17 protein-coding genes and 1 tRNA gene are annotated in these 19,945 nt (G+C 62.5%); 9 read left to right on the top strand and 9 right to left on the bottom strand.

Features of this window, described 5'->3' with window-relative positions:
• The first annotated feature begins 57 nt into the window (after nt 1-57).
• The 3 genes from nirK to EKO19_RS32720 are packed head-to-tail and all read left to right on the top strand — an operon-like array spanning nt 58 to nt 2,910.
• Entirely contained in the window at nt 58-1,566 is a 1,509-nt protein-coding gene (gene nirK / locus EKO19_RS32730; protein WP_129781613.1) for a copper-containing nitrite reductase, read from the top strand.
• Nucleotides 1,567-1,588: 22 nt separating this feature from the next.
• A complete protein-coding gene (locus EKO19_RS32725; RefSeq protein WP_129781612.1) occupies nt 1,589-2,371 on the top strand; it encodes a formylglycine-generating enzyme family protein in 783 nt (260 codons plus the stop codon).
• Nucleotides 2,368-2,910, top strand: a complete 543-nt coding sequence (locus EKO19_RS32720) for an SCO family protein (RefSeq protein ID WP_129781611.1) — start codon at nt 2,368-2,370, stop codon at nt 2,908-2,910. Before EKO19_RS32725 ends, EKO19_RS32720 begins: the two co-directional genes overlap by 4 nt.
• On the opposite strand, the gene EKO19_RS32715 is transcribed toward EKO19_RS32720, so the two are convergent.
• The 3 genes from EKO19_RS32715 to EKO19_RS32705 all read right to left on the bottom strand — a co-directional run bounded on the left by EKO19_RS32715 (nt 2,907) and on the right by EKO19_RS32705 (nt 5,993).
• Nucleotides 2,907-4,604, bottom strand: coding sequence for an AMP-binding protein (locus EKO19_RS32715; RefSeq protein ID WP_129781610.1), 1,698 nt, complete (start codon nt 4,602-4,604; stop codon nt 2,907-2,909). The two genes, EKO19_RS32720 and EKO19_RS32715, sit on opposite strands and share 4 nt — an antisense overlap.
• An 84-nt stretch (nt 4,605-4,688) precedes the next feature.
• The gene (locus tag EKO19_RS32710) at nt 4,689-5,570 is read right to left on the bottom strand and encodes a universal stress protein (RefSeq protein WP_129781609.1); all 882 of its coding nucleotides are present in this window, start codon (nt 5,568-5,570) and stop codon (nt 4,689-4,691) included.
• A gap of 24 nt (nt 5,571-5,594) precedes the next feature.
• Nucleotides 5,595-5,993, bottom strand: a complete 399-nt coding sequence (locus tag EKO19_RS32705) for a GreA/GreB family elongation factor (RefSeq protein ID WP_217705758.1) — start codon at nt 5,991-5,993, stop codon at nt 5,595-5,597.
• Between the two features lie 116 nt (nt 5,994-6,109).
• On the opposite strand from EKO19_RS32705, the gene nhaR reads away from it, so the two are divergent.
• The 3 genes from nhaR to secD all read left to right on the top strand — a co-directional run bounded on the left by nhaR (nt 6,110) and on the right by secD (nt 9,849).
• Complete coding sequence (gene nhaR, locus EKO19_RS32700; protein WP_217705757.1) at nt 6,110-7,024, top strand: transcriptional activator NhaR; 915 nt, start codon at nt 6,110-6,112, stop codon at nt 7,022-7,024.
• 87 nt (nt 7,025-7,111) lie between these two features.
• Nucleotides 7,112-7,447 (top strand): hypothetical protein, encoded by a 336-nt coding sequence (locus EKO19_RS32695; protein ID WP_129781607.1) that lies wholly within the window; start codon nt 7,112-7,114, stop codon nt 7,445-7,447.
• Between the two features lie 89 nt (nt 7,448-7,536).
• A complete protein-coding gene (secD, locus tag EKO19_RS32690) occupies nt 7,537-9,849 on the top strand; it encodes a protein translocase subunit SecD (protein ID WP_129781606.1) in 2,313 nt (770 codons plus the stop codon).
• A 202-nt stretch (nt 9,850-10,051) separates the two neighbouring features.
• Here the strand turns inward: secD and EKO19_RS32680 are convergent, their stop codons facing one another.
• Complete coding sequence (locus EKO19_RS32680; protein ID WP_157995548.1) at nt 10,052-10,756, bottom strand: energy transducer TonB; 705 nt, start codon at nt 10,754-10,756, stop codon at nt 10,052-10,054.
• A gap of 260 nt (nt 10,757-11,016) precedes the next feature.
• Here EKO19_RS32680 and EKO19_RS32675 point away from each other — a divergent pair, with 260 nt between their 5' ends.
• A complete protein-coding gene (locus tag EKO19_RS32675; RefSeq protein WP_157995547.1) occupies nt 11,017-12,051 on the top strand; it encodes a YncE family protein in 1,035 nt (344 codons plus the stop codon).
• A gap of 170 nt (nt 12,052-12,221) precedes the next feature.
• On the opposite strand, the gene EKO19_RS32670 is transcribed toward EKO19_RS32675, so the two are convergent.
• A tRNA-Arg gene (locus EKO19_RS32670) sits at nt 12,222-12,298 on the bottom strand.
• Between the two features lie 605 nt (nt 12,299-12,903).
• On the opposite strand from EKO19_RS32670, the gene EKO19_RS32665 reads away from it, so the two are divergent.
• A complete protein-coding gene (locus tag EKO19_RS32665) occupies nt 12,904-13,530 on the top strand; it encodes a TetR/AcrR family transcriptional regulator (protein WP_175597273.1) in 627 nt (208 codons plus the stop codon).
• A gap of 50 nt (nt 13,531-13,580) precedes the next feature.
• Here EKO19_RS32665 and EKO19_RS32660 read toward each other — a convergent pair whose 3' ends face one another.
• From EKO19_RS32660 to EKO19_RS32650, 4 genes are all read right to left on the bottom strand, one after another.
• Nucleotides 13,581-15,161 carry a GMC family oxidoreductase gene (locus tag EKO19_RS32660; RefSeq protein ID WP_175597272.1) on the bottom strand — a complete coding sequence of 527 codons (1,581 nt, stop codon included), beginning with the start codon at nt 15,159-15,161 and terminating at the stop codon, nt 13,581-13,583.
• A 43-nt stretch (nt 15,162-15,204) separates the two neighbouring features.
• The gene (locus EKO19_RS32655) at nt 15,205-17,487 is read right to left on the bottom strand and encodes a TonB-dependent receptor (protein WP_175597271.1); all 2,283 of its coding nucleotides are present in this window, start codon (nt 17,485-17,487) and stop codon (nt 15,205-15,207) included.
• Between the two features lie 260 nt (nt 17,488-17,747).
• On the bottom strand, nt 17,748-17,885 hold the full coding sequence (locus EKO19_RS38510) for a hypothetical protein (protein WP_157995546.1): 138 nt from the start codon (nt 17,883-17,885) through the stop codon (nt 17,748-17,750).
• 60 nt (nt 17,886-17,945) lie between these two features.
• Complete coding sequence (locus EKO19_RS32650) at nt 17,946-18,818, bottom strand: AraC family transcriptional regulator (RefSeq protein WP_129781600.1); 873 nt, start codon at nt 18,816-18,818, stop codon at nt 17,946-17,948.
• A 102-nt stretch (nt 18,819-18,920) separates the two neighbouring features.
• On the opposite strand from EKO19_RS32650, the gene EKO19_RS32645 reads away from it, so the two are divergent.
• Nucleotides 18,921-19,907 carry an alpha/beta hydrolase gene (locus EKO19_RS32645; RefSeq protein ID WP_129781599.1) on the top strand — a complete coding sequence of 329 codons (987 nt, stop codon included), beginning with the start codon at nt 18,921-18,923 and terminating at the stop codon, nt 19,905-19,907.
• The last annotated feature ends 38 nt before the right edge of the window (nt 19,908-19,945 follow it).

Raw genomic sequence — 19,945 nt, 5'->3', positions numbered from 1 at the left:
TGCTCTCGATACCTAAGCTGGAGACGAATCCAGAAAAGGTCAAAACCGAGAACCGCCATGAAACGCCTGTTACCTGTACTAGCTTGCTCAGCCACGCTGCTGCTCGCAGCGTGTTCTCAGGGAAACTCTGTACCGGTCGCGCAAGCCGCCGCGCCGGAGTCCGACACGGGTGGCTCACGACACGGTGACTTCGGCCCGCCGCAAGGTGAGCCGATCAAGGCCGTGCTGACCAGCCCGCCGAACGTGCCGCCCGCCACCCAACGCAACTATCCGGCGAAGGTGATCGTGGAATTGGAAGTCACCGAAGTCGACATGCAGATCGCCGACGGCGTGACCTACACATTCTGGACCTTCGGTGGCACCGTGCCCGGTAGCTTCATTCGGGTACGCCAGGGCGACACGGTGGAGTTCCATCTGAAGAATCATCCGTCCAGCAAGATGCCTCACAACATCGACCTGCACGGCGTGACCGGTCCTGGCGGTGGCGCGGCCTCCAGCTTCACCGCCCCGGGTCACAGCAGCCAGTTCACATTCAAGGCGCTCAACCAGGGCTTGTATGTCTATCACTGCGCGACCGCGCCGGTCGGCATGCACGTTGCGAACGGCATGTATGGCTTGATCCTGGTCGAGCCGCCGGAAGGCCTGTCTCCCGTCGATCACGAGTTCTACGTGATGCAGGGCGACTTCTACACCGTCGGCAAGTACCGCGAGAAAGGTCATCAGCCCTTCGATATGCAGAAGGCCATCGATGAGAACCCGACCTACGTGTTGTTCAACGGCGCCGAATCCGCGCTGACTGGACCGCGCGCACTGAAAACGCAGACCAATCAGAAGGTCCGAATGTTCGTCGGCAACGGCGGCCCGAACCTGGTGTCCAGCTTCCACGTGATCGGCGAGATCTTCGACAAGGTGCAGTACGAAGGCGGCACCCGCTTCCAGGAGAACGTGCAAACCACGCTCATCCCCGCGGGTGGCGCGGCGACGGTCGAGTTCCACACCGAAGTGCCGGGCAACTACGTGCTGGTCGATCACTCCATCTTCCGCGCCTTCAACAAGGGTGCGCTGGCGATCCTCGAAGTCGCCGGCGAGCAGCGCGCCGATATCTACTCCGGCAAGCAGCTCGATGAAATGTATATCGGCGACAAGATGGCGAGCATGGCGCCGGTGGCCGAAGCGGTGAAAGCGAGCAGCACCGGTCAGCTCACCAAGGAGCAGCAGATCCAGGCCGGCGCGGTGTTGTTCAAGGGCACCTGCTCCACCTGCCACCAGGACACTGGCCAGGGCATCCCGAACGTGTTCCCGCCGCTGGCCAAATCCGACTTCCTGCTGGCCGACAAGAACCGGGCGATCGGTATCGTGATGAACGGTTTGAGCGGCCCGGTGACCGTGAACGGCGCGACTTACAACTCCGTCATGCCGCCGATGAGCCAGCTCAACGACGACGAGATCGCCAACATTCTCACCTACGCGCTCAACAGCTGGGGCAACAAGGATGGCACGGTCTCCGTCGAGGACGTGAAGAAGGTCCGGGCCAACACCAAACGCCCTGAAGGCGCGGCGCACTGAGCAAGGACCGGGGATCACTGTCATGCGCAAACTCATGCTGGCACTGCTACTCGCAACCTCGGCCGCCAATGCGGCCGCGGCTGAGCAGAGTGCGACAACAGTGATCCCTGGCGGCAAGTTCGAATCCGTATTACCGCCGGCGCCGGGTGTGAAAGAGGTGAGTTTAAAACCCTTTCAGCTCGACCGCCGGCCGGTCACGAACGCACAGTTCGCGACCTTTCTGAAGACTCAGCCACAGTGGCGCCGGGACAAGATCGCCCACATCTTCGCGGACGATCAATATCTCAGCCACTGGCAATCTCCGGCTGAACCTCGCAAGGAAGACCTGCAGCGTCCGGTCGTGAATGTCAGCTGGTTTGCAGCCACCGCTTACTGCGAGTCACGAGGCGCGCGGTTGCCGACCTGGTACGAGTGGGAATATGTCGCCGCCGCGAGCAACACCGCACGCGACGGCCGTGACGACCCGGCGTGGCGTCAGCAGATCTTGAATTGGTACTCACGCTCGGGCCGCGATGCCTTGCCTACGGTCGGCAGCACGCCGGCGAATTTCTACGGCATCCAGGACCTGCACGGCGTGATCTGGGAATGGGTGGAAGACGCGAGCGGCATGCTGGTGTCTTCCGACAATCGCGAACAAGGCGATCCCAACGTGATGCGCTTCTGCGGTGAGGGTGCGCTCACGATGGAACAGAAGGAGAACTACGCGACGCTGATGCGGATCGCGATGCTCTCCAGCATGAAGGCTCGTTACACCGGCGGCGCGATGGGTTTCCGCTGCGCGACCGGCGGGAGGGATGGCAAATGAAACGTTTATTCCTGGCGCTGATGCTGCTTGCGGCGGTGGTACGTGCGGATGCTCCGGAGTCCGTCTATCAACTCGACGCGACGTTGACCAACCAGAGCGGCGAGCGACATCACCTGGATAAGCACCTCGGCCATCCCGTGCTCGTTACGATGTTCTACGGCAGCTGCCCGATGGCCTGCCCGCTGTTGATCGACACGATGCGGTCCATCGAACGCACCGTTGCTCCGGCCGAGCGAGCCAAGATGCGCTTCCTGCTCATCTCCATCGATCCGGATCGAGATACCGTCGCCAAGCTCAATGAGCTCGCTACCAGTCGTAAACTCGACACGAGCCGCTGGACGCTGGCTCGCACCGACGAGACCAGTGTCCGAAAGATCGCGGCAGTGCTCGGCATCCAATATCGCAAGCTGCCGGACGGTGGCTACAACCACTCCAGCATCGTCACCCTGCTCAGCCCCGACGGTACGATTGCTTATCAAAGCTCAGTGCTGGGCACTGCCGATCCGGAGTTGCTCGCAGCGTTGCAACGTCAGCCCTAGTCGCGCAGCTCCGGGAAATCCTCTTCTCGAAACTCTTCCGTCGCGCGCTCGCCGACACGGGCGCGTTCCACTTCCTGCCGACGCAACTCCACGCGCCGGATCTTTCCCGAAATGGTTTTCGGCAGCGTCGTGAATTCGATGCGTCTGACGCGCTTGTATGGCGCCAGCACTTGTCGAATGTGACGAAACACGGACAGCGCCGTTTCGCGATTCGCTGCCGCACCCGCCGCCAGCACGATGTAGGCTTTGGGCAAAGCCAGACGCAGCACGTCCGGCGCCGGCACCACGGCCGCTTCTACGATCAGCACGTGCTCGATCAGCGCGCTCTCCAGCTCGAAAGGGCTGATGCGATAGTCGGATGACTTGAACACGTCGTCGGCGCGACCCACATAGGTGATGTATCCATCGGTGTCGCGACTCGCGATGTCACCCGTTCGGTACGCGGCGCCTTCGAGCCTGCGCACCGCGCCGGTTTCATCTTGATAGCCACGCATCAATCCGGTGGGTGCAGGATTCAAGCGCAACGAGATCTCACCCTCCTCCGCTGGATGGCCCTCGGAGTCGAGCAGCAGTACGTCATAGCCCGGCAGCGGTCGGCCCACCGAGCCTGGCTTGATCATCTGTCCAGGCGAGTTGCCGATCACACACGTGGTTTCGGTCTGACCGAAGCCGTCGCGAATCTGCAGCCCCCACGCTCGCTCGACCGCGTCCATCACTTCCGGATTCAGCGGCTCGCCGGCACCACACAAGTTGTTCAGCACGCCGCGATGAGGTGCGAGGTTTTCCTGAACCAGCATGCGCCACACCGTCGGCGGCGCGCACATCGACGTGACTCCGTTCTCCGTCATGGCCTGCAGCAGCGCCTGCGCATGGAAGCGGCCGATGTTCGCGATGAACACCGTCGCCTCGGCATTCCAAGGCGCGAAGAAACAACTCCAGGCGTGCTTCGCCCATCCCGGCGCGGACACATTCATATGAATGTCACCGGGGCGCAGGCCCAACCAATACATCGTGGACAGCGCGCCAATTGGATAACTGGCGTGAGTATGCGAGACCAGCTTCGGCTTCGACGTCGTGCCGGATGTGAAGTACAGCAGCAATGGATCGTCGGCGCGCGTCACACTATCGGGCTGGAACTCGGCGGCGCCATTGACGCCAGCCGACATCTCGTCGTAGCTCACCCAACCTTGCTTGCGATTGCCGATAGCGATGCGGATCACCGGCAATTCGAGGTCGTGAAATTTCTCGGCGAGCTCGGCGTCCGTGATCAAGAAGCGCACACCGCCGAGCCGCACTCGCTCCGCCAGGTCATCGGCAGTAAGCAAAGTGGTCGCTGGAATGGTGACGGCGCCCAGCTTCATGCACGCCAACATCAGTTCCCACAGCGCGGCGCAGTTGCCGAGCATCATCAGCACCCGGTCGCCACGCTTGACGCCCAGCTCGCGCAGACCGTTGGCAACGCGATTGGATTGCTCTGACAGCTCGCGGAACGTTCGAGTCGCGGCGTCGATGCCGACGATCTTCAGCGCGATTCGATCGCCGCGCTCGCCGGCCGCGAGATGCGCATCGAACCAATCCAGCGCCCAGTTGAATTCGGCGGGTTGCGGCCAGCGAAAGGATTGAACGGCCGTCGCGTAGTCTTCGCGATGTCGCAGCAGCAGGTCGCGAGCCTGCAGAAAAGCCTCGTTCGTCATGTTCGACGTCCCCCAGACACACTACGACGCCGCCCACATGTCAGCACACGCGGGCGGCGTAGGCAATGTCGAAAGGAAAGCGGCTCAGTGCAGACTGGAAGTCCGGGCCGGCAGCGAACCGCGAGGCACGACCAGCACGTCGCAGGCAGCGGCGTCCATGACCTGGCTGGCGACGCTGCCGATCAATGCTCGTCGCACGCGACCGCCGCTCGTTCCCATCACCAGCAAATCGGGCTGATACATGTCGACGGCGCGACGGATCGCCGGCGCCGGGTGGCTATCGCCGATCACCACACCGTAGCGCGTGTGATCCACGCTCGTCCGTCTGAGCAGATCGCGAATCTCCGACGCGGCTTCGCGCCTGGAGTGATTCACGTACGAAACGACTTCCTGATTGCCCACGCCGGCGGATCGAAGCATGCCCTGATAGGGCGGCTCGCACACATGCATCACCATCGCCCGCGCGTGCGGATTGAGGACCAGAGCCTCCGCCGCTCGCACAGCGGTCCCTGATTCTTCCGTTACATCGAGCGCCAACAGCACTTGTCGATACTCCACTTCAGCGGGCTGCGACACGATGAGCAACGGACATTGCCGCGTGTTGAGAATCTTCTCGGCGATCGTGCCTTCGAGCACGTCGCGAATGCCCCGCTTGCGATGCGGGCCGATGACCAGCAGATCGACCCGATGCTTGTCGATTGAATCGATGATCAGGCGAGCCGGATTGCCGGTGCGCACCGCGACTTCCGGCAACGGCCCAGCGTGCCATTCCGGAGGACGAGCCCGCGCCGTGAGTCCGGTGATGGCGAGCTGCAATGCCTTCTCGAGATTGCGCTCCGACGTCGCCGGCGAGACCACGTGCATCAGAGACAGCTGGGCTTGAAGTTGCTCGGCCAGCAGTCCCGCGCGATCGATGGCCGCTTCGCTCTTGGGCAGCAGGTCGGTCGCACACAGCAGTCTCGGCATCTGAGCTCTCCTCTCGTGAAATCGCTAATGAGTTCCCACGTGTGCAGCCTGCACGGACTCGATCCGCAAGCGACGCACGCCGCCCGGCATGACCCACTCGACCTCATCGCCTTCGCGATAACCGAGCAGCGCCGTGCCCAGCGGTGCGAGCACGGAAATACGACGCGCACTCACGTTTGCCTCGGCGGGACTGACCAGCGTCAGCTCCTGAGTGGAGCCATTGCTCAGATCGAGGATGCGCAACGGCCGGTGCATCGTGACCACGTCACGCGCGACCTGCTCGGGCTTGAGCACTTGCGCACGCTCCAGCTCCAGGCTCAGCTCTTCCAAATGCTCCTGATCATGGCCGTTGGCGGCGCGCGCGAGCAGACCGCGCAGGACGCGGGCGTCGAGCTCGGAAATCACGATCGGCTGGTCACGCATCATTTACTCCTGACAAGGTTCAGGAGCATGGTGCAACCGATACTAAGTTCGATCAATTAGAATTATTCTTGCGATCGGTTCGATATTGTCGAAGCTTCGGCGGCGGGGAGATTCCCATGAACAACGTGATCCGGCGGCTCAATTACCAGCATCTGCTGTATTTCTGGTCGGTGGTCCGTACGGGCAGTCTCACTCGCGCGTGCGAAGAACTGGCACTCGCGGCGCCGACAATCAGCGCGCAACTTCGCACGCTCGAGGAGCGATTGGGCGAGAAGCTGCTGGTGAAATCGGGCCGCACGCTGGTGCCCACTGAAGTGGGCCGGCTGGTCTACAGCTACGCCAACGAGATTTTCGGGCTGGGGCAGGAATTGATGGAGGCGCTGGAACAGCGACCGTCCTCGCGGCCGTTGAAAGTGGTGATCGGCATCGATGACGTCCTGCCCAAGGAAATCGCGTACCGGATCGTCGAGCCCAGCCTGCAATTGAAGCAGTCGGTGCGCGTCATTTGCCGCGAAGGGACCCTGGAACGACTGTCCGCCGATCTGGCCATTCACGAGATCGACGTGGTGCTGTCGGATTCGCCCGTGACGCCGTCGCTCAACGTGCGCGCGTACAGCCACCCGCTCGGCAGCTGCAACGTTTATTGGATGGCAACGCCGACACTGGCGAAGACACTGCGTCGTGATTTTCCCAAGTCACTGGACGGCGTGCCCGCGCTCTTGCCCACGGATGACACCGCGATCCGGCGCGCGCTCGATCAATGGCTCGATCGACAAAACGTGCGGCCGCTGCTGCTCGGTGAATTCGAGGACTACGCGATGTTGCGCGAGTTCGCGCGTGAAGGACATGGCTTCGCACCGGTGCCCTCGGTGCTCGAGGCATCGTTCAGAAAACAGCATGGTTTCGTTCGCATCGGCCTGGCCAAGGGCGTGAAGGCGGAGTTCTATGCCATCTCGGCGGAACGCAAGATCAAACATCCGGCCATTGCCGCGATGACGGACAACGCCCGACAGCTGTTCTCCGAAACCTGAGGCCGCGAGTTGCCCGGAATCGAAACATGATCTAGCCTCCCGGCACCGATGCCTACGTCATTCACATCGCGGTCGCGGACTTTCAGCATGAACGGGCCCTCGTGGCTCGCGCTCATTGCCGTGGTCTGGTGGGCGGCGCTGCTGAATCCGGCGCAGGCCCGGTCGTTCGCCGCCGGCATCTTCGATGGCGTCGGCTCGAGTGCCGCCGTCGTTTCGTCGGATCGGCATCTGTCGTTGCAAACAAACGACCGGCGCCGGGTCGATCCGGTGCGCTTCGGGCATTCACCCGTCGCACTCGCGTCAGTCTTCACATTCGCGCTGTCTCTCGAGCCGATTCAGTCGTTCGCACCGACTACGCACCAGCCAGCCTCGCGACCGGCGCGCTCGCCCGCTCAACCCAGAGCGCCTCCCGCAAACACCTGAGCGGTGTCATTTCGTTCCGGTGACGACACTGCTTCGCGCAGTGACGGCCGGCGTGCGCGTGTGTCGCGCAGATCGAGCGGGAGAGATTCATGGTTCCTTCCAAATGGAAGCTCGTGCTGTACGGGCTGGTCATCGTCATTGGCAGTTTGATTGCGTTACCGAGCCTGCTGACTTCGAAACAACTGGAGGCGCTGCCGGACTGGCTGCCTCACAAACAAGTCGCGCTGGGCCTCGACCTGCGCGGTGGCGCGCATCTGGTCCTCGAGATCGATGAGCGCGCCATGCAAAAGGACATCGAGGAAGAAGGTCTCGATGCCCTCGGCGCAACCGCGCGCCGGCAGTCGGCGCTTCAGCAAAGTATCGAGATTGTTCGACGTCGCATCGACGCCATCGGTGTCGCCGAACCGACCGTGCAGGCGCTCGGCACCAGTCGCATCCTGGTGCAATTGCCGGGCATGCAGGATCCGGCGGCGATCCGCACTCTGTTGGGTAGCACGGCGAAGCTGACGTTTCATCGCGTCGAGTCATCGACCGCGCCGAGTCGAAGCGCGCCGCCGATCGGCACCATTCGTGTTCCCGCGCCTGAGGAGGGGATCGATTACATCTTGCAGCAGCGCCCGATGCTTCAGGGCGAGCGACTGGTCCAGGCCAACAGCGGAATCGACAGTCAAACCGGCCGGCCCGTGGTGTCGTTCCGCTTCGACGACGCCGGTGCCAGGCAGTTCGCCAAGATCACTCTCGACAACGTCGGCCGCCAATTCGCCATCGTGCTCGACGGCAAAGTGATCAGCGCACCGGTGATCCAGGAACCCATCATCGGCGGGTCGGGGCAGATCTCAGGCAACTTCACCACGGCTGAAACCAGCTCGCTATCCGCACTGCTGCGAGCCGGTGCGTTGCCCGTGCCGTTGCAGATCGTCGAAGAACGCACGGTTGGCCCCGACCTCGGCAGCGACGCGATCCGCATGGGCGCCGTCACGGGTGCCGCGGGCTTGCTGTTCGTGCTCGTCTTCATGACGGTGCTGTATCGAGGCTGGGGCGTCGTCGCCAATCTCGCGCTCGTCATCAACGTCACATTGACGCTCGCTGCGTTGACGCTACTCGGCGCCACACTCACCTTGCCCGGCATCGCCGGCATCGTGTTGGGCATCGGCCTTGCAGTCGATGCGAACGTGCTGATCAACGAACGCATCCGGGAAGAAACACGCCATGGCAAAAGCGCTGTGGCTGCTCTGACGAACGGTTTCGATCGCGCCTACGCAACCATCATCGATTCGAACGTCACCGCGCTGATTGCGACGGCACTGTTGTTCTGGTTCGGCTCCGGACCGGTGCGCGGCTTCGCGGTCACCATGGCGCTGGGCATCGCGATCTCGATGTTCACGGCGGTCACGGTCGTGAAGTCCATCATGGCGCTGTGGCTCAAATGGAAGCGACCGAAGCAGTTCATCATCGGCTCACTGCTGCCTGCACGCTGGCGGGGCGCGACGCCGAATTTCCAGTTCATGCGGGCGCGCTTCGTCGGCCTCGGCGTATCGCTGGTGCTGTCGATTGCCTCGCTGATGCTGTTCGCCAAGCCTGGCTTGAACTACGGCGTGGACTTCACCGGCGGCACGATCATCGAAGCCTCGGCGCCCGCGGCGATGCAAGTGGCGGACATTCGCGCCAGGCTCGAGCAGGCGAATCTCGGCGAAGTGAGCCTGCAACAAGCGGACAGCGGTGGCACAACCGTTCTGGTCCGCATTCAACAACAACCCGACGCCGATGCATCGGCGCAAACCGAGGTTGCCGAACGCGCCAAGGCAGCCATTCTCGAAGTCGAACCGACCGCCAACTTCGATCGCGTCGACATCATCGGTCCGAAGATCAGCGGCGAGCTGACGGATGCAGGCATTCTCGCCGTGCTGTTCGCCAGCATCGCGATGTTCATCTACATCTGGATCCGGTTCGACTGGCATTTCGCGGTGGGCGCCATCGCGACCCTGGTGCTCGACACCACCAAGACTATCGGCTTCTTCGCGCTGACCGGCCTGGAATTCAACCTCACGGCCATCGCCGCGCTGCTGACGTTGATCGGTTACTCGGTCAACGACAAGGTCGTGGTGTACGACCGCATGCGAGAAAACCTGCGCCTGCATCCGGACGTGCCGTTGCGGCAGATCATCGATCGAAGCATCAACGAGACGCTGGCCCGCTCGCTGTTCACCTCAGTCACGGCGTTCCTTGCGATGTTGCCGATGGCGATCTGGGGTGGCGCAACAGTTGCTAGCTTCGCCGTGCCCATGGTGTTCGGTATCGTGGTGGCAGCGAGCTCATCTGTATTCATTGCCGCGCCGATCCTGTTGTTCCTTGGCGAGCGGATCAAACATCGCCCGGCCCTGGTACAGGAGGCCACTCCATGAGTGCCGCTCCTATGGGACAATCGCGGCGACTCCGGGGCGGGGCGTATCTTGCGCGCCGCCTCGGATCTGGTCGTACTGGATGTATTGCTGCCCGGCTTGAACGGCATGGATGTGTGTCGTCGCGCGCTGCTCCGGCGCACGAGTCAAAATTCCATCACAAACACTTCGGAGCCGAAGGGCCTTTCATTCGAACCTTCTGGAGCTATGAGCGGCGGCGGTTCCGAATGAAGAACTCGACCGGGACGATGAGCTCGATGCGTTCTCCCAAGACGCTGTCCGGCGGGCTGGGTAAGGGACTCGCACGGCGGGCGAGTTGCAGAGCTTCGTCGTCGAGCATTTCGATGCCCGCGGAACGGTCGATGCGTGCATCGAGCACGCGGCCGCGACGATCTATGGTGATGTGAACATAGACGGTATCTTCGTCCTTGCGACGTAGCGCCGCCGCCGGATAACGCTTCCTGCGTTCGAGCGCCGCGAGGACCTGCGATTCCCACGTCTGCTCGGCCTGATTCAGCTCGATGCCCGCGCCTTGGACCGGCACCACGTCCAGCGACTCCCCGGGAAGCAGCGACTGCACTCGCGGTTCGATCGATTCCGTTGCGTCACCCGATTCGTCCTGAATATGAATCGCCGCCAGCGACTCGGCTTCGCTGGGCAGCGTCGGGATCGCCGCCAGTTGAATCTTCGGCTGCTGGAAGGCGGCCACCGGCGGCAACTTGACCGCCAACGGCCGCTCGGAGACGGGCTCCGCCGGAATGAATCGAACTTCCAGGGCGACGGCTTGCGGCTCCTCCACCGGAGTGCTGAGCAGCTCGCCAAAGGCGACCGTGCCCACCAGCCCGATGTGGAACACCACGGAGAGCGAGGAGGCAACGAGTCTTTGGACGCGCGACTGTGCCTGACGCATCGGAGCTGGATCTCGCCCGTTCATTTTATCGGCGCCTGAGCGTACCCAAGGATGTTGAAGAACCTGTGTCGCTATTGCGACCGGATCGAGACATAACGGACCCGGACGCCACGGTGGTACATTCGAACCGTCGGCGCGACGAGGAAATCCGTGCCCTCGGGCGGCTCATCCTTTGCGTAGTCAAGCGTCAGCAGCGCGTCAGTACGGTCGCCGCACAATGCCGGCGCATCAATTCGATGCAGACAGCTGGGGTGGTTTGTATGACGTCAGCACTTTGCACTTTTTCGATCCGGGTGGCGTGCGCCTTTGTCACCGCTGGCAGCGTCATCTGCACCGGTGAAGCATTGGCCGCCGCCGACGCGGCTCCCTATTCTGTCCTCCAGCATATCGCAGCCAAAGACGGTGGCTACGATTATGTTTCCGTCGACAGCACCGCGCAGCGCCTGTACATGGCCCGCAACGACGGCGTGATGACCGTTGACTTGAGAACGAACAAGGTGACGCCGCGCTTCGTCGCCGGCGACGAGGCCGCCGCGGTTCTGATCATTCCCGATACGTCGCTGATGTTGAGCACCAACTGGGCCAACGGCAAAGCGACGCTGTTCGACCGGTTGACCGGACAGATCGAGGCACACATCGCGGTCGGCAAAGGACCGGACGCGGCGCTGTACGATCCGGCCAGCAAGCTGGTGTTCGTGATGAACGGCGAGAGCAACGACGTGAGCCTGGTCGATGTGACCAAGGCCGCCACGGTTGCAACGATCCCCGTCGGCGGCAAACCCGAAGCTGCCGCCTCCGACGGTCATGGCCGCGTGTATCTGAATATCGAAGACACAGCGGAGATCGTCGTCATCGACAGCGGCGCTCACAAGGTCGTCGGGCGCTATGCCATGAAGGGCTGCGAAGAACCGACCGGCCTGGCGTTCGACGCCAGCAGCGGCCTGCTGATCTCCGCCTGCCACAACAGCGTCGCCAAACTGATCGAGGCCCGCACCGGCGCCGACAAGGGCAGCGCCAGAATCGGCAAAGACGCCGACGGCGCGATCTTCGATGCAACCAAACGCCTGGTCTTCATTCCCAGCAACAACGGCACGCTGACCATCTTCAAGCTGGCAACGAACGGCAAGGCCCAACCCGTTCAGCAAGTGACCACTCACGAAGGCGCCCGCACCGCCGCCCTGGATCCGACCACCGGCCGTCTCTATCTGCCTTCCGCAAATTTCGTGGACGGCAAGGATGGCGAGCGCGAAGCGGTGGCGGGAACGTTCGAAGTTCTGGTGGTCGGGCGAAAGTAACGGAACATCGGCGCGCGATGAACTGAATCAAACATCGCGCGCCCGCCGGACCAACTTGCTATCTGTCGTATCAGCACGCGATCTCTCACGTGCGATAAAAAAATAACAAACAGCGCAGCGCTCGCGCCGATGCACGCGAGCGAAAACGGAGGATCAAAGGGAAGGGAGAATGGCGCGCCCGGAGAGATTCGAACTCCCGACCTCATGGTTCGTAGCCATGCGCTCTATCCAACTGAGCTACGGGCGCACACTGAATTGGCCGACGGCGACGAGCCGTCCATCCGTCCGCCGCGACCTTGGGCCGCTCATTTGCATGAGCCGGAACCTTCGGGCGGCGGGGCCATTCGCAGGCGGGGTGGAGCCGGCGGCCTTTTCGGGGCCGGGCGGCGCTCAGGGCTTTCCATAGCAGGATCAGTAACTTACCGAGACCTGCCTACCCTTTGCCAAACCATCCGCTGACGTTCTCGGGCGTTCCGGGTTACCGGACTGTCGCCGCGAGGGCGCGCATCCTACCACAACAATTGGCAGATGCAGCTAGTCCTGTATTGGTAAGCGGCAAATTCTTCAGGAAGGCCCGTCGGCCCCTTTACCACCCTGGAGCGGGTGCTCGCGCCCCAAGCACGCGCTCGACCTCGACCCCACGCACGGCGCTGAACACGTTCGAGTGTCGATGATCTGTACATTTATATAGTCCAACACGCCAGCCGAATTTTCCGACAGCGATACATTGCCGTGATTGATTGCGATGCCTGTCGTTCTGCCTCATCATTCACTCGCTTTTTTGCACGAGTTTGCTGAGGGAAGATTATGGCTGCGCGGGTGAGCGCCTCGAAGGCAAATAAGAAAACCGAAGTGCAGTCGCACAAGCATGAATTACGAACCGAGGTTCAGGAATTCAAGCGGCGGCGGATTCTGGAACAGTCACGCGAATTGTTTTTCGCGCAGGGCTATGAGGCGACCACTCTCGACACCATCGCGGCCGAGCTGAAAGTCACCAAGCCGTTTCTTTATTCCTACTTCCGGAACAAAAGCGAGATCCTCAACGCCATTTGTGAGATCGGCATCCGCTCGCCGCTGGCCGCGCTCGACGAAGCGCTGTCGACCAAGCTGCCACCCGGCGAAAAGCTGCGACTGGCGATCGAGCGCGTCACCTCGGCGGTCCTGCAGAATCAACAATGCATCGTCGTCTATCGGCGCGAAGAGATGAACCTCGAGTCCGAGGAATGGCAGCTGCTGGCGAAGCTGAAAGCGGAGTTCGATCAAAAGCTGTCGGCGCTGCTGGTGGAAGGCGCCAAGCGCGGCGAATTCTCCTTCGAGGATCCGGATTTCACCGCGCTGTCGATTGCCGGTCTGCTCACCTGGGCGGCGCTGTGGTGGCGGCCGATGGGGCGCTGGTCGCAGACCGACGTGGTCATGCACATGATCCGGAATGTGGAGCGCATGGTCGGTCGCAAGCTGCGCACGCCGGGCGCGATCTGACTGTCATATCAACCGACAAGCGCGGGGACCTGCCCGCGCCGATTCGATGTTTATTTCGCGCCGATCACGAAGGCCGAGGCCCGCTCGGCGATCATCATGGCCACGCCGTTGGTATTGCACGAAGGCAGGCAAGGCATGACGGCGGCATCGATCACCCGCAGTTGCCGAATGTTCTTCACGCGCAGCTCGGGATCGACCACGGATTGTGGATCGTCGACGGCGCCCATCCGACAGGTGCCGACCGGGTGATACATCGCGAACGCGCCGGCGCGCACATAAGCTTCCCACTGCTCATCGGTGCTGACGGCCTCGCCGGGTAGATATTCTTTTCGTACGCGATCGCGCAGGGCCGGTGAACTGAAAATATTGCGCATCACCCGCGCGCCATCGATCAGCGCTCGAACATCGGCGTCCGAACCCACCAGCGGATGATCGATGATGGGTGCGTCCTGCGGATGGGGCGAGCGCAGCCGGATCGAGCCGCGCGATTCCGGCCGGCTGACGTTAATAGCCAGACTTACACGATTGGCCTCGGCCAGCAGCACCTTGTCCGCCGTGACTTCATAGCCCAACGGTTGAAAGTGAATCTGCGCATCGAACGCCGCCAACCCAGGCCGCGTGCGGAAGAACACCCCCACGTGAGAAATCGGCGAAGTGCCCGGCCCTCGCCGAAGCAACGCGAACTGCAGAGCCCGCAGGGCAAAACGCCAGCGTGAGTGCGCCTCGACGTTCATCGTGCGCATGGTCACGTCATAGCTGAGCATGATGCCCGGATGCTCCTGGAGATTGCGCCCCACGCCAGGCAGATCGTTCACACAAGCGATGCCTCGACCTTCCAGCTCAGCACGCGGGCCGATCCCGGACAGCATCAGGATCTTCGGCGAGCCGATCGTTCCCGCCGCGATCAACACTTCGCGACGGGCGCGAGCCAGCTTGGCGACGCCATAGTGATTGAACTCCACCGCCTCCGCCACCCCGTTGCGCACTCGAACGCGCCCCACGAAGGCGCGCTTCAGCAGCTGCAGATTCTTATGATCACGGATAGGACGCAGATATCCTCGCGCAGCGCTACAACGCAGCCCGCCCCACTGGGTGGCTTGGTAATAACCGACACCCTCCTGAACCGCGCCGTTGAAATCGCCGTTGCGTGGAATGCCGGCAGCGACGCAGGCATCGATGAACAAACGATTGAACGGATGCGTGACGCGCAGATTCGCGACGCCCAGCGGACCTTTATCGGAGTGGTACTGGCTGGCGCCATTCTCGTTGCGCTCGGAGCGCAGGAAATACGGCAGGACTTCTGGAAAGCTCCAACCCGTCGCGCCCTGCCGTACCCAGCGATCGTAGTCGGCCGGATTACCGCGCAAATAGATCATTCCATTGATGGAGCCACTGCCGCCGAGCACCTTGCCCGACGGCCAGTGATCAATGCGGCCGTTGCGCGAGGTATCGGGCTCGGTCTCATACTTCCAATCGTACTGAGCATTGCCAACCAGTTTCGCGGAGCCGGCAGGCACATACACCGCAGCGTGACGATCGTCGCCACCCGCCTCCAGCAGGATCACGCTGTGGCCCGCATCGATGAGCCGGCGCGCGGCCACGCAGCCCGCGGAACCACCCCCTGCGATCACGTAATCGGCTTCTAAGGTTTCGGAAGGATCGTGAGGCGCCACGTTAGAACGACTTGGTGAACTGCACGCCGTAACTGCGCGGCGCGCCGAAGCGGGAGAATACATCGCCCAGGAACGGAATGGCGTCGAGACGATATAGCTGGTCCGTCAAATTCTTACCAAACAACGCGACTTCCCATTGCTCCGCGCGCGCCTGTAGGGCAACTCGCGCATCGAGCAATCCGTAGGAATCTTCGAACACCGTGTTCTCGACCATCCACGGCATCTGGTCCTGCCATTGATATTCGACGCGGGTGTCGAGCGACAGATCGCTGCTGACTGGCATCGTGTAATCGACACCGCCGGTAAAACGAAACTCCGGCGTGCGCGCCAGCCGATTGCCCGAAAGATCATTGCCGGCCGAGTCGACGAAATCACGATACTCCGAATCCAGGTACGAGCCGCTCAACCATAACTGCACCGCCGGTGTGGGCCGCACCTGCAATTCCAGCTCGACACCGTCGATTCGCGCCGACGCGGCGTTGTCGATGATCAATGACAGACCCGCGTCGTCGAGCTGCTCCACCTGCAGATCGTCGAACGATGTGTGGAAGACCGCAACGTTGGCGAGCACGCGCCCGTCGGCCCAGCGCGTCTTGGCACCAATCTCATAGGTCCACGCGATTTCCGGATCGTAGGGCAGCAGCGCTGCTGCCTCGGTGCCGGGCTTGCCCTGCCATCCGCCACCTTTGAAGCCTCGCGCCGCGCTGACATATAACAGCGCTTCTTCATTCGCGCGCCAGTCGAGGCTGGCCTTGGGCGTGAATTCGCTCCAGCTTTTGCTGGTACGAATATCCCAGAACTCCGCGCCGAGCGGCGCCACGCAATAGATGAAATCGGGTTGCGCGCCGAAGTTCAGACACTCGGACCGGTTGCGATAATCCTTGTCGTCGTAGGTGTAGCGGCCGCCCACCGTCAACGACAGCGCATCGGTCATCGCCCAGCTCAGCTCGCCATAGGCGGCGGAGCTCTTGGTGATGTTTTCCTGATCGTAAATGAACTGGCCGTCGAGGATGTCACCGACGCTGCCCGGCCCCAACGCCGATAGAAACGATGTCGCGATGCTGTTGTCGATGAGGCTGGTGTCTTCACGCAGGAAGTACAGCCCTGCCACCCAGCGTAACGCGCCCTCGCCGTCCGAGCTCAAGCGCAGATCCTGAGTGATGCCGACATACTTCTCGCGCTGACCGTTGGCGGCGTCGGTGAGCGATGGCGGTGAGCGTGTGCCGACCAGGGAATAGCGACCGTTGAAGTCACCGTAGCGGACGGCGGAAAGATATGTGAGCGTGCGACCGCCACCGAGGCGATAGTCGAAGCGCGCCGTGAGCCCGGCGGTGTCCTGGTCTTCCCATTGAGTCCACGGTGCATCGCTCTCGCGCACGTTGTCGCTGAGCAGACCCGACGCAACCACCGCCCCCAGCCCAGGCACCGACGGATCGTCGACGGCCCGGCGCGACTGGCCATGACTCTCGTTGTGGCCGAAGTCGGCAATGACATGAATGTCGAGCGCATCGGTCGGCTGAAACAGCAATGAGCCGCGCACCGCGTAACTGTCCTGATCGTCGAGCCGTTCATCGAGCAGGGTATTTTGGGAATAGCCGTCGTTCTTGCGGAAATAAACCGCGGCCCGGCCGGCAACCGAGTTGCTCAACGCTCCCGTGACATAGGCCAAACCTTCCCAGATGTCGCGTCCGCCGAACACGTCGAACTGTCCATACGAAACAGCCACTCGTGCCGATGTCTCATCGCTCGGCCGGGCGGTGAGCAGGTTCACGGCGCCACCGACTACATTCTTTCCATACAGCGTGCCCTGCGGGCCGCGCACCACTTCGACGCGTTCCAGATCGAACAGCGGCGGCGTCGCGGTGCCCCGGCGCCCCACATAAACCTCATCGATGAATGTTCCCACCGAGGGCTCGGCCGCCGATCCGGTCAAGCGCAAGGTGCCGATGCCGCGAATCACGACTTCCTGTTGATTGCCGATCTGTTGACCGAACGTGAAGCTGGGTGTGCGGGTCGCCACTTCGGCCAGATCGGTGATGCCCGCTTTGCGCAGGGCCTCATCGGACAGCACGCTCACCGCGACCGGCACGTCCTGCAACCGCTCGTCGCCGCGCCGGCGAGCACTGACCAGGACTTCTTCGATCTGGCCGGTGTCGATCGATGCTGGTGTTGACGGATTTTCGGCGGCGGCCGGCGTGGCAGCGCCCAGCATCCACGCCATCGGCAGCGCAACAGCCCGGGGACCTAACAAACAAACCCTGCCATCCCCAGTCGAGCTGCTCATGTGAACTCCTTTCGACATCCCCACGCGCGCGGGGGTCGCGACTATAAGACCCGAAGGCCGTCCGCCACAATAAGGGCGGCCGGGGATATCCCGCGGGAGATTGGAAGAGGCCGTCACGTACAAGCCGGCGATGATCGCAATCGGATAGGGAGTCGTCCTTTGGGTGTTTCCCGGATGCCGGGTAAGGACTTATTCGTGCCAGTCGTTGCGCACGTTGCGGGCGGCCAGCAAATAACCAACCATCGTGGGAACGTTTGCTATCAGCAGATCAATACCGACAGGATCTGCCGGTCGATGAAATTGATGACGAACACCAGGGTCAACAGCCCCAGCACGTAGCCTCGATATCCTCGGGTGACACTGTCGAAGCGGGCGACAGGTGCGGACGTCAATTTCACAAGCGGCCTCGGATCCCTGCAACGAGGGCCGCTATGCTGAGGGAGAATTGCGCCGCTGGCTCAGGTTTGTTCGCTGATGTATCGGGTCGGGGCGGCGCCGAACGCCTTGCGGAACATGGCGGTGAACGCGCTCGGGCTGTTGTAACCGACATCGAAGGCGACCGCAGTCACCGGTTCGCCGGTCGCGAGGCGCGACATCGCTTCCATCAGGCGCACGTGCTGACGCCAGGTAGCGAAACTCATCTGTGTCTCACGACGGAACATCCGGGTGAACGTGCGACGACCCATGCCGGCGACGCGCGCCCAGTCGTCCAGCGTATCGGCGTGCGCCGGATCTTCGAGGATCGCGCGACACACTTTGAGCAGACGGGCATCCAGCGGCATCGAGATGTCGAGCGGAATGCTCGGCGCGCTCGCGATCTCATCCAGGATCAGCCGCATCACCCGGCCGTCGCGACCTTGCTCGTCGTACTCAACTGGCATGCGAACCGCGGCGATGATCAGCTCACGCAGCAGGTCGGACACTTCGAATACGCGGCAGGCTTCAGGCAGATCGCCCCGCACGCGCTCGTCGATGTAGAGCGTCCGCACCGACACGTGCCCTCGACAGGCCATCTCGTGCGCGACGCCACTGGGAATCCACAGGGCTCGCTGCGGCGGCAGGATGTAGCTGGCGTGATCGGTCGTGACCGACGCTACCCCGGAGATCGAGTACAGCACCTGGGCGCGCTTGTGCGAGTGGCGCTCCTGGATGGTGCCCGACTCGTATTCATCCGCGAGTGCTGCGACTGGACGCGGCACGTCCTGATAGTCGATGCTTTGGGTGCTGCGAGGAGGCGCATTGGCGGCCACGCCATTGGACGCGGACGCACGATTGAGTGAGCTTTTGACAGCGCCGCGGCGCTGGCCCGGACGAGATGAATGTTGCTCCATGGGCGACGGCACACCAGTGGCTGATTGCTAGCTTCCTCAGACATAGCAGTGATACCACAAAATCGGCCGGCCAGACATTGTGCCGGCGCGGAGCCCTTCACGTTGGACGATTCAACCAGCACAGCGATCCCGGCGCGCGGCGCCGATCTCGATCCCGACATTCGCCAGTTCATCGCCACCACCGGCGCGGCTTACGCCAGTTACCCGGATTTCAACAACTTACCGTTGCCCGAAATGCGACGCGCCTGCGAACAGGTGCGCGCGCCCTGGGCGGCCGGCGGCCCGGTGATGTCTGAGCGTGTCGAGCACACCGTGCCCACACCGGTCGGAGCGGTGCGCGTGCGCATCCACAACCCGTCTTCGCGCGCAGAGAAGCCTGCGTTCCTCTACATGCATGGCGGTGGCTGGACCACGTTTAGCATCGATACCCACGACCGCCTCATGCGCGAGTACGCCGCGCGCGCTGATATCGTTGTCATCGGCGTCGACTATGCCCTTTCTCCGGAAGTGAAATTCCCCGTGGCCCAGCAGCAAATCGCCTCGGTCGTGCGCTGGGTGCGTGAAGAAGGCTCGGAATTGGGCATTGATCGCGACCGCATCGCCTTGGGCGGCGATTCGGCTGGCGGCAATCTCGCGATCACGACCGCCTTGAGGCTGCGCGACGAAGGCGACGCGAATGCGGTCCACGCGGTCGTGACGAACTATGCGGTCACGGATATCTACAGCGAGCCGGCAGCGCTGCAACGCTACGGCTACGAAGGCTACATGCTCGCCGCGGAAGAAATGCCCCGGTACTGGGACAACTATCTGCACAGCCGGGAGGAAGCGAACAATCCGCTCGTGTGCCCGGTGCTCGCCGATCTGCGCGGCCTGCCACCGGTGTTCATGGTCATTCCCGAGTGCGACATCCTCACCGAACAGAACTGGCGGCTCGCCGAGCTTCTCAAACAGGCGGGCGTGAAGGTCACGACGTCGTTCTATAAAGGCGCGTCACACAGCTTCCTGGAAGCGATGTCGATCTCCGCCCTCAGCAACCGCGCGATCGATGACACCGCGCGGTGGCTGAGAGAGACGCTGGAGCCGCGCTAGCAACCCCATCAGTGCGCGCACTCATCGGCGCGCTGAGC

The organism is Peristeroidobacter soli (genome assembly GCF_004138485.1).
Lineage (GTDB): Bacteria > Pseudomonadota > Gammaproteobacteria > Steroidobacterales > Steroidobacteraceae > Steroidobacter > Steroidobacter soli.
This window is presented reverse-complemented; position numbering and strand designations above follow the sequence as displayed.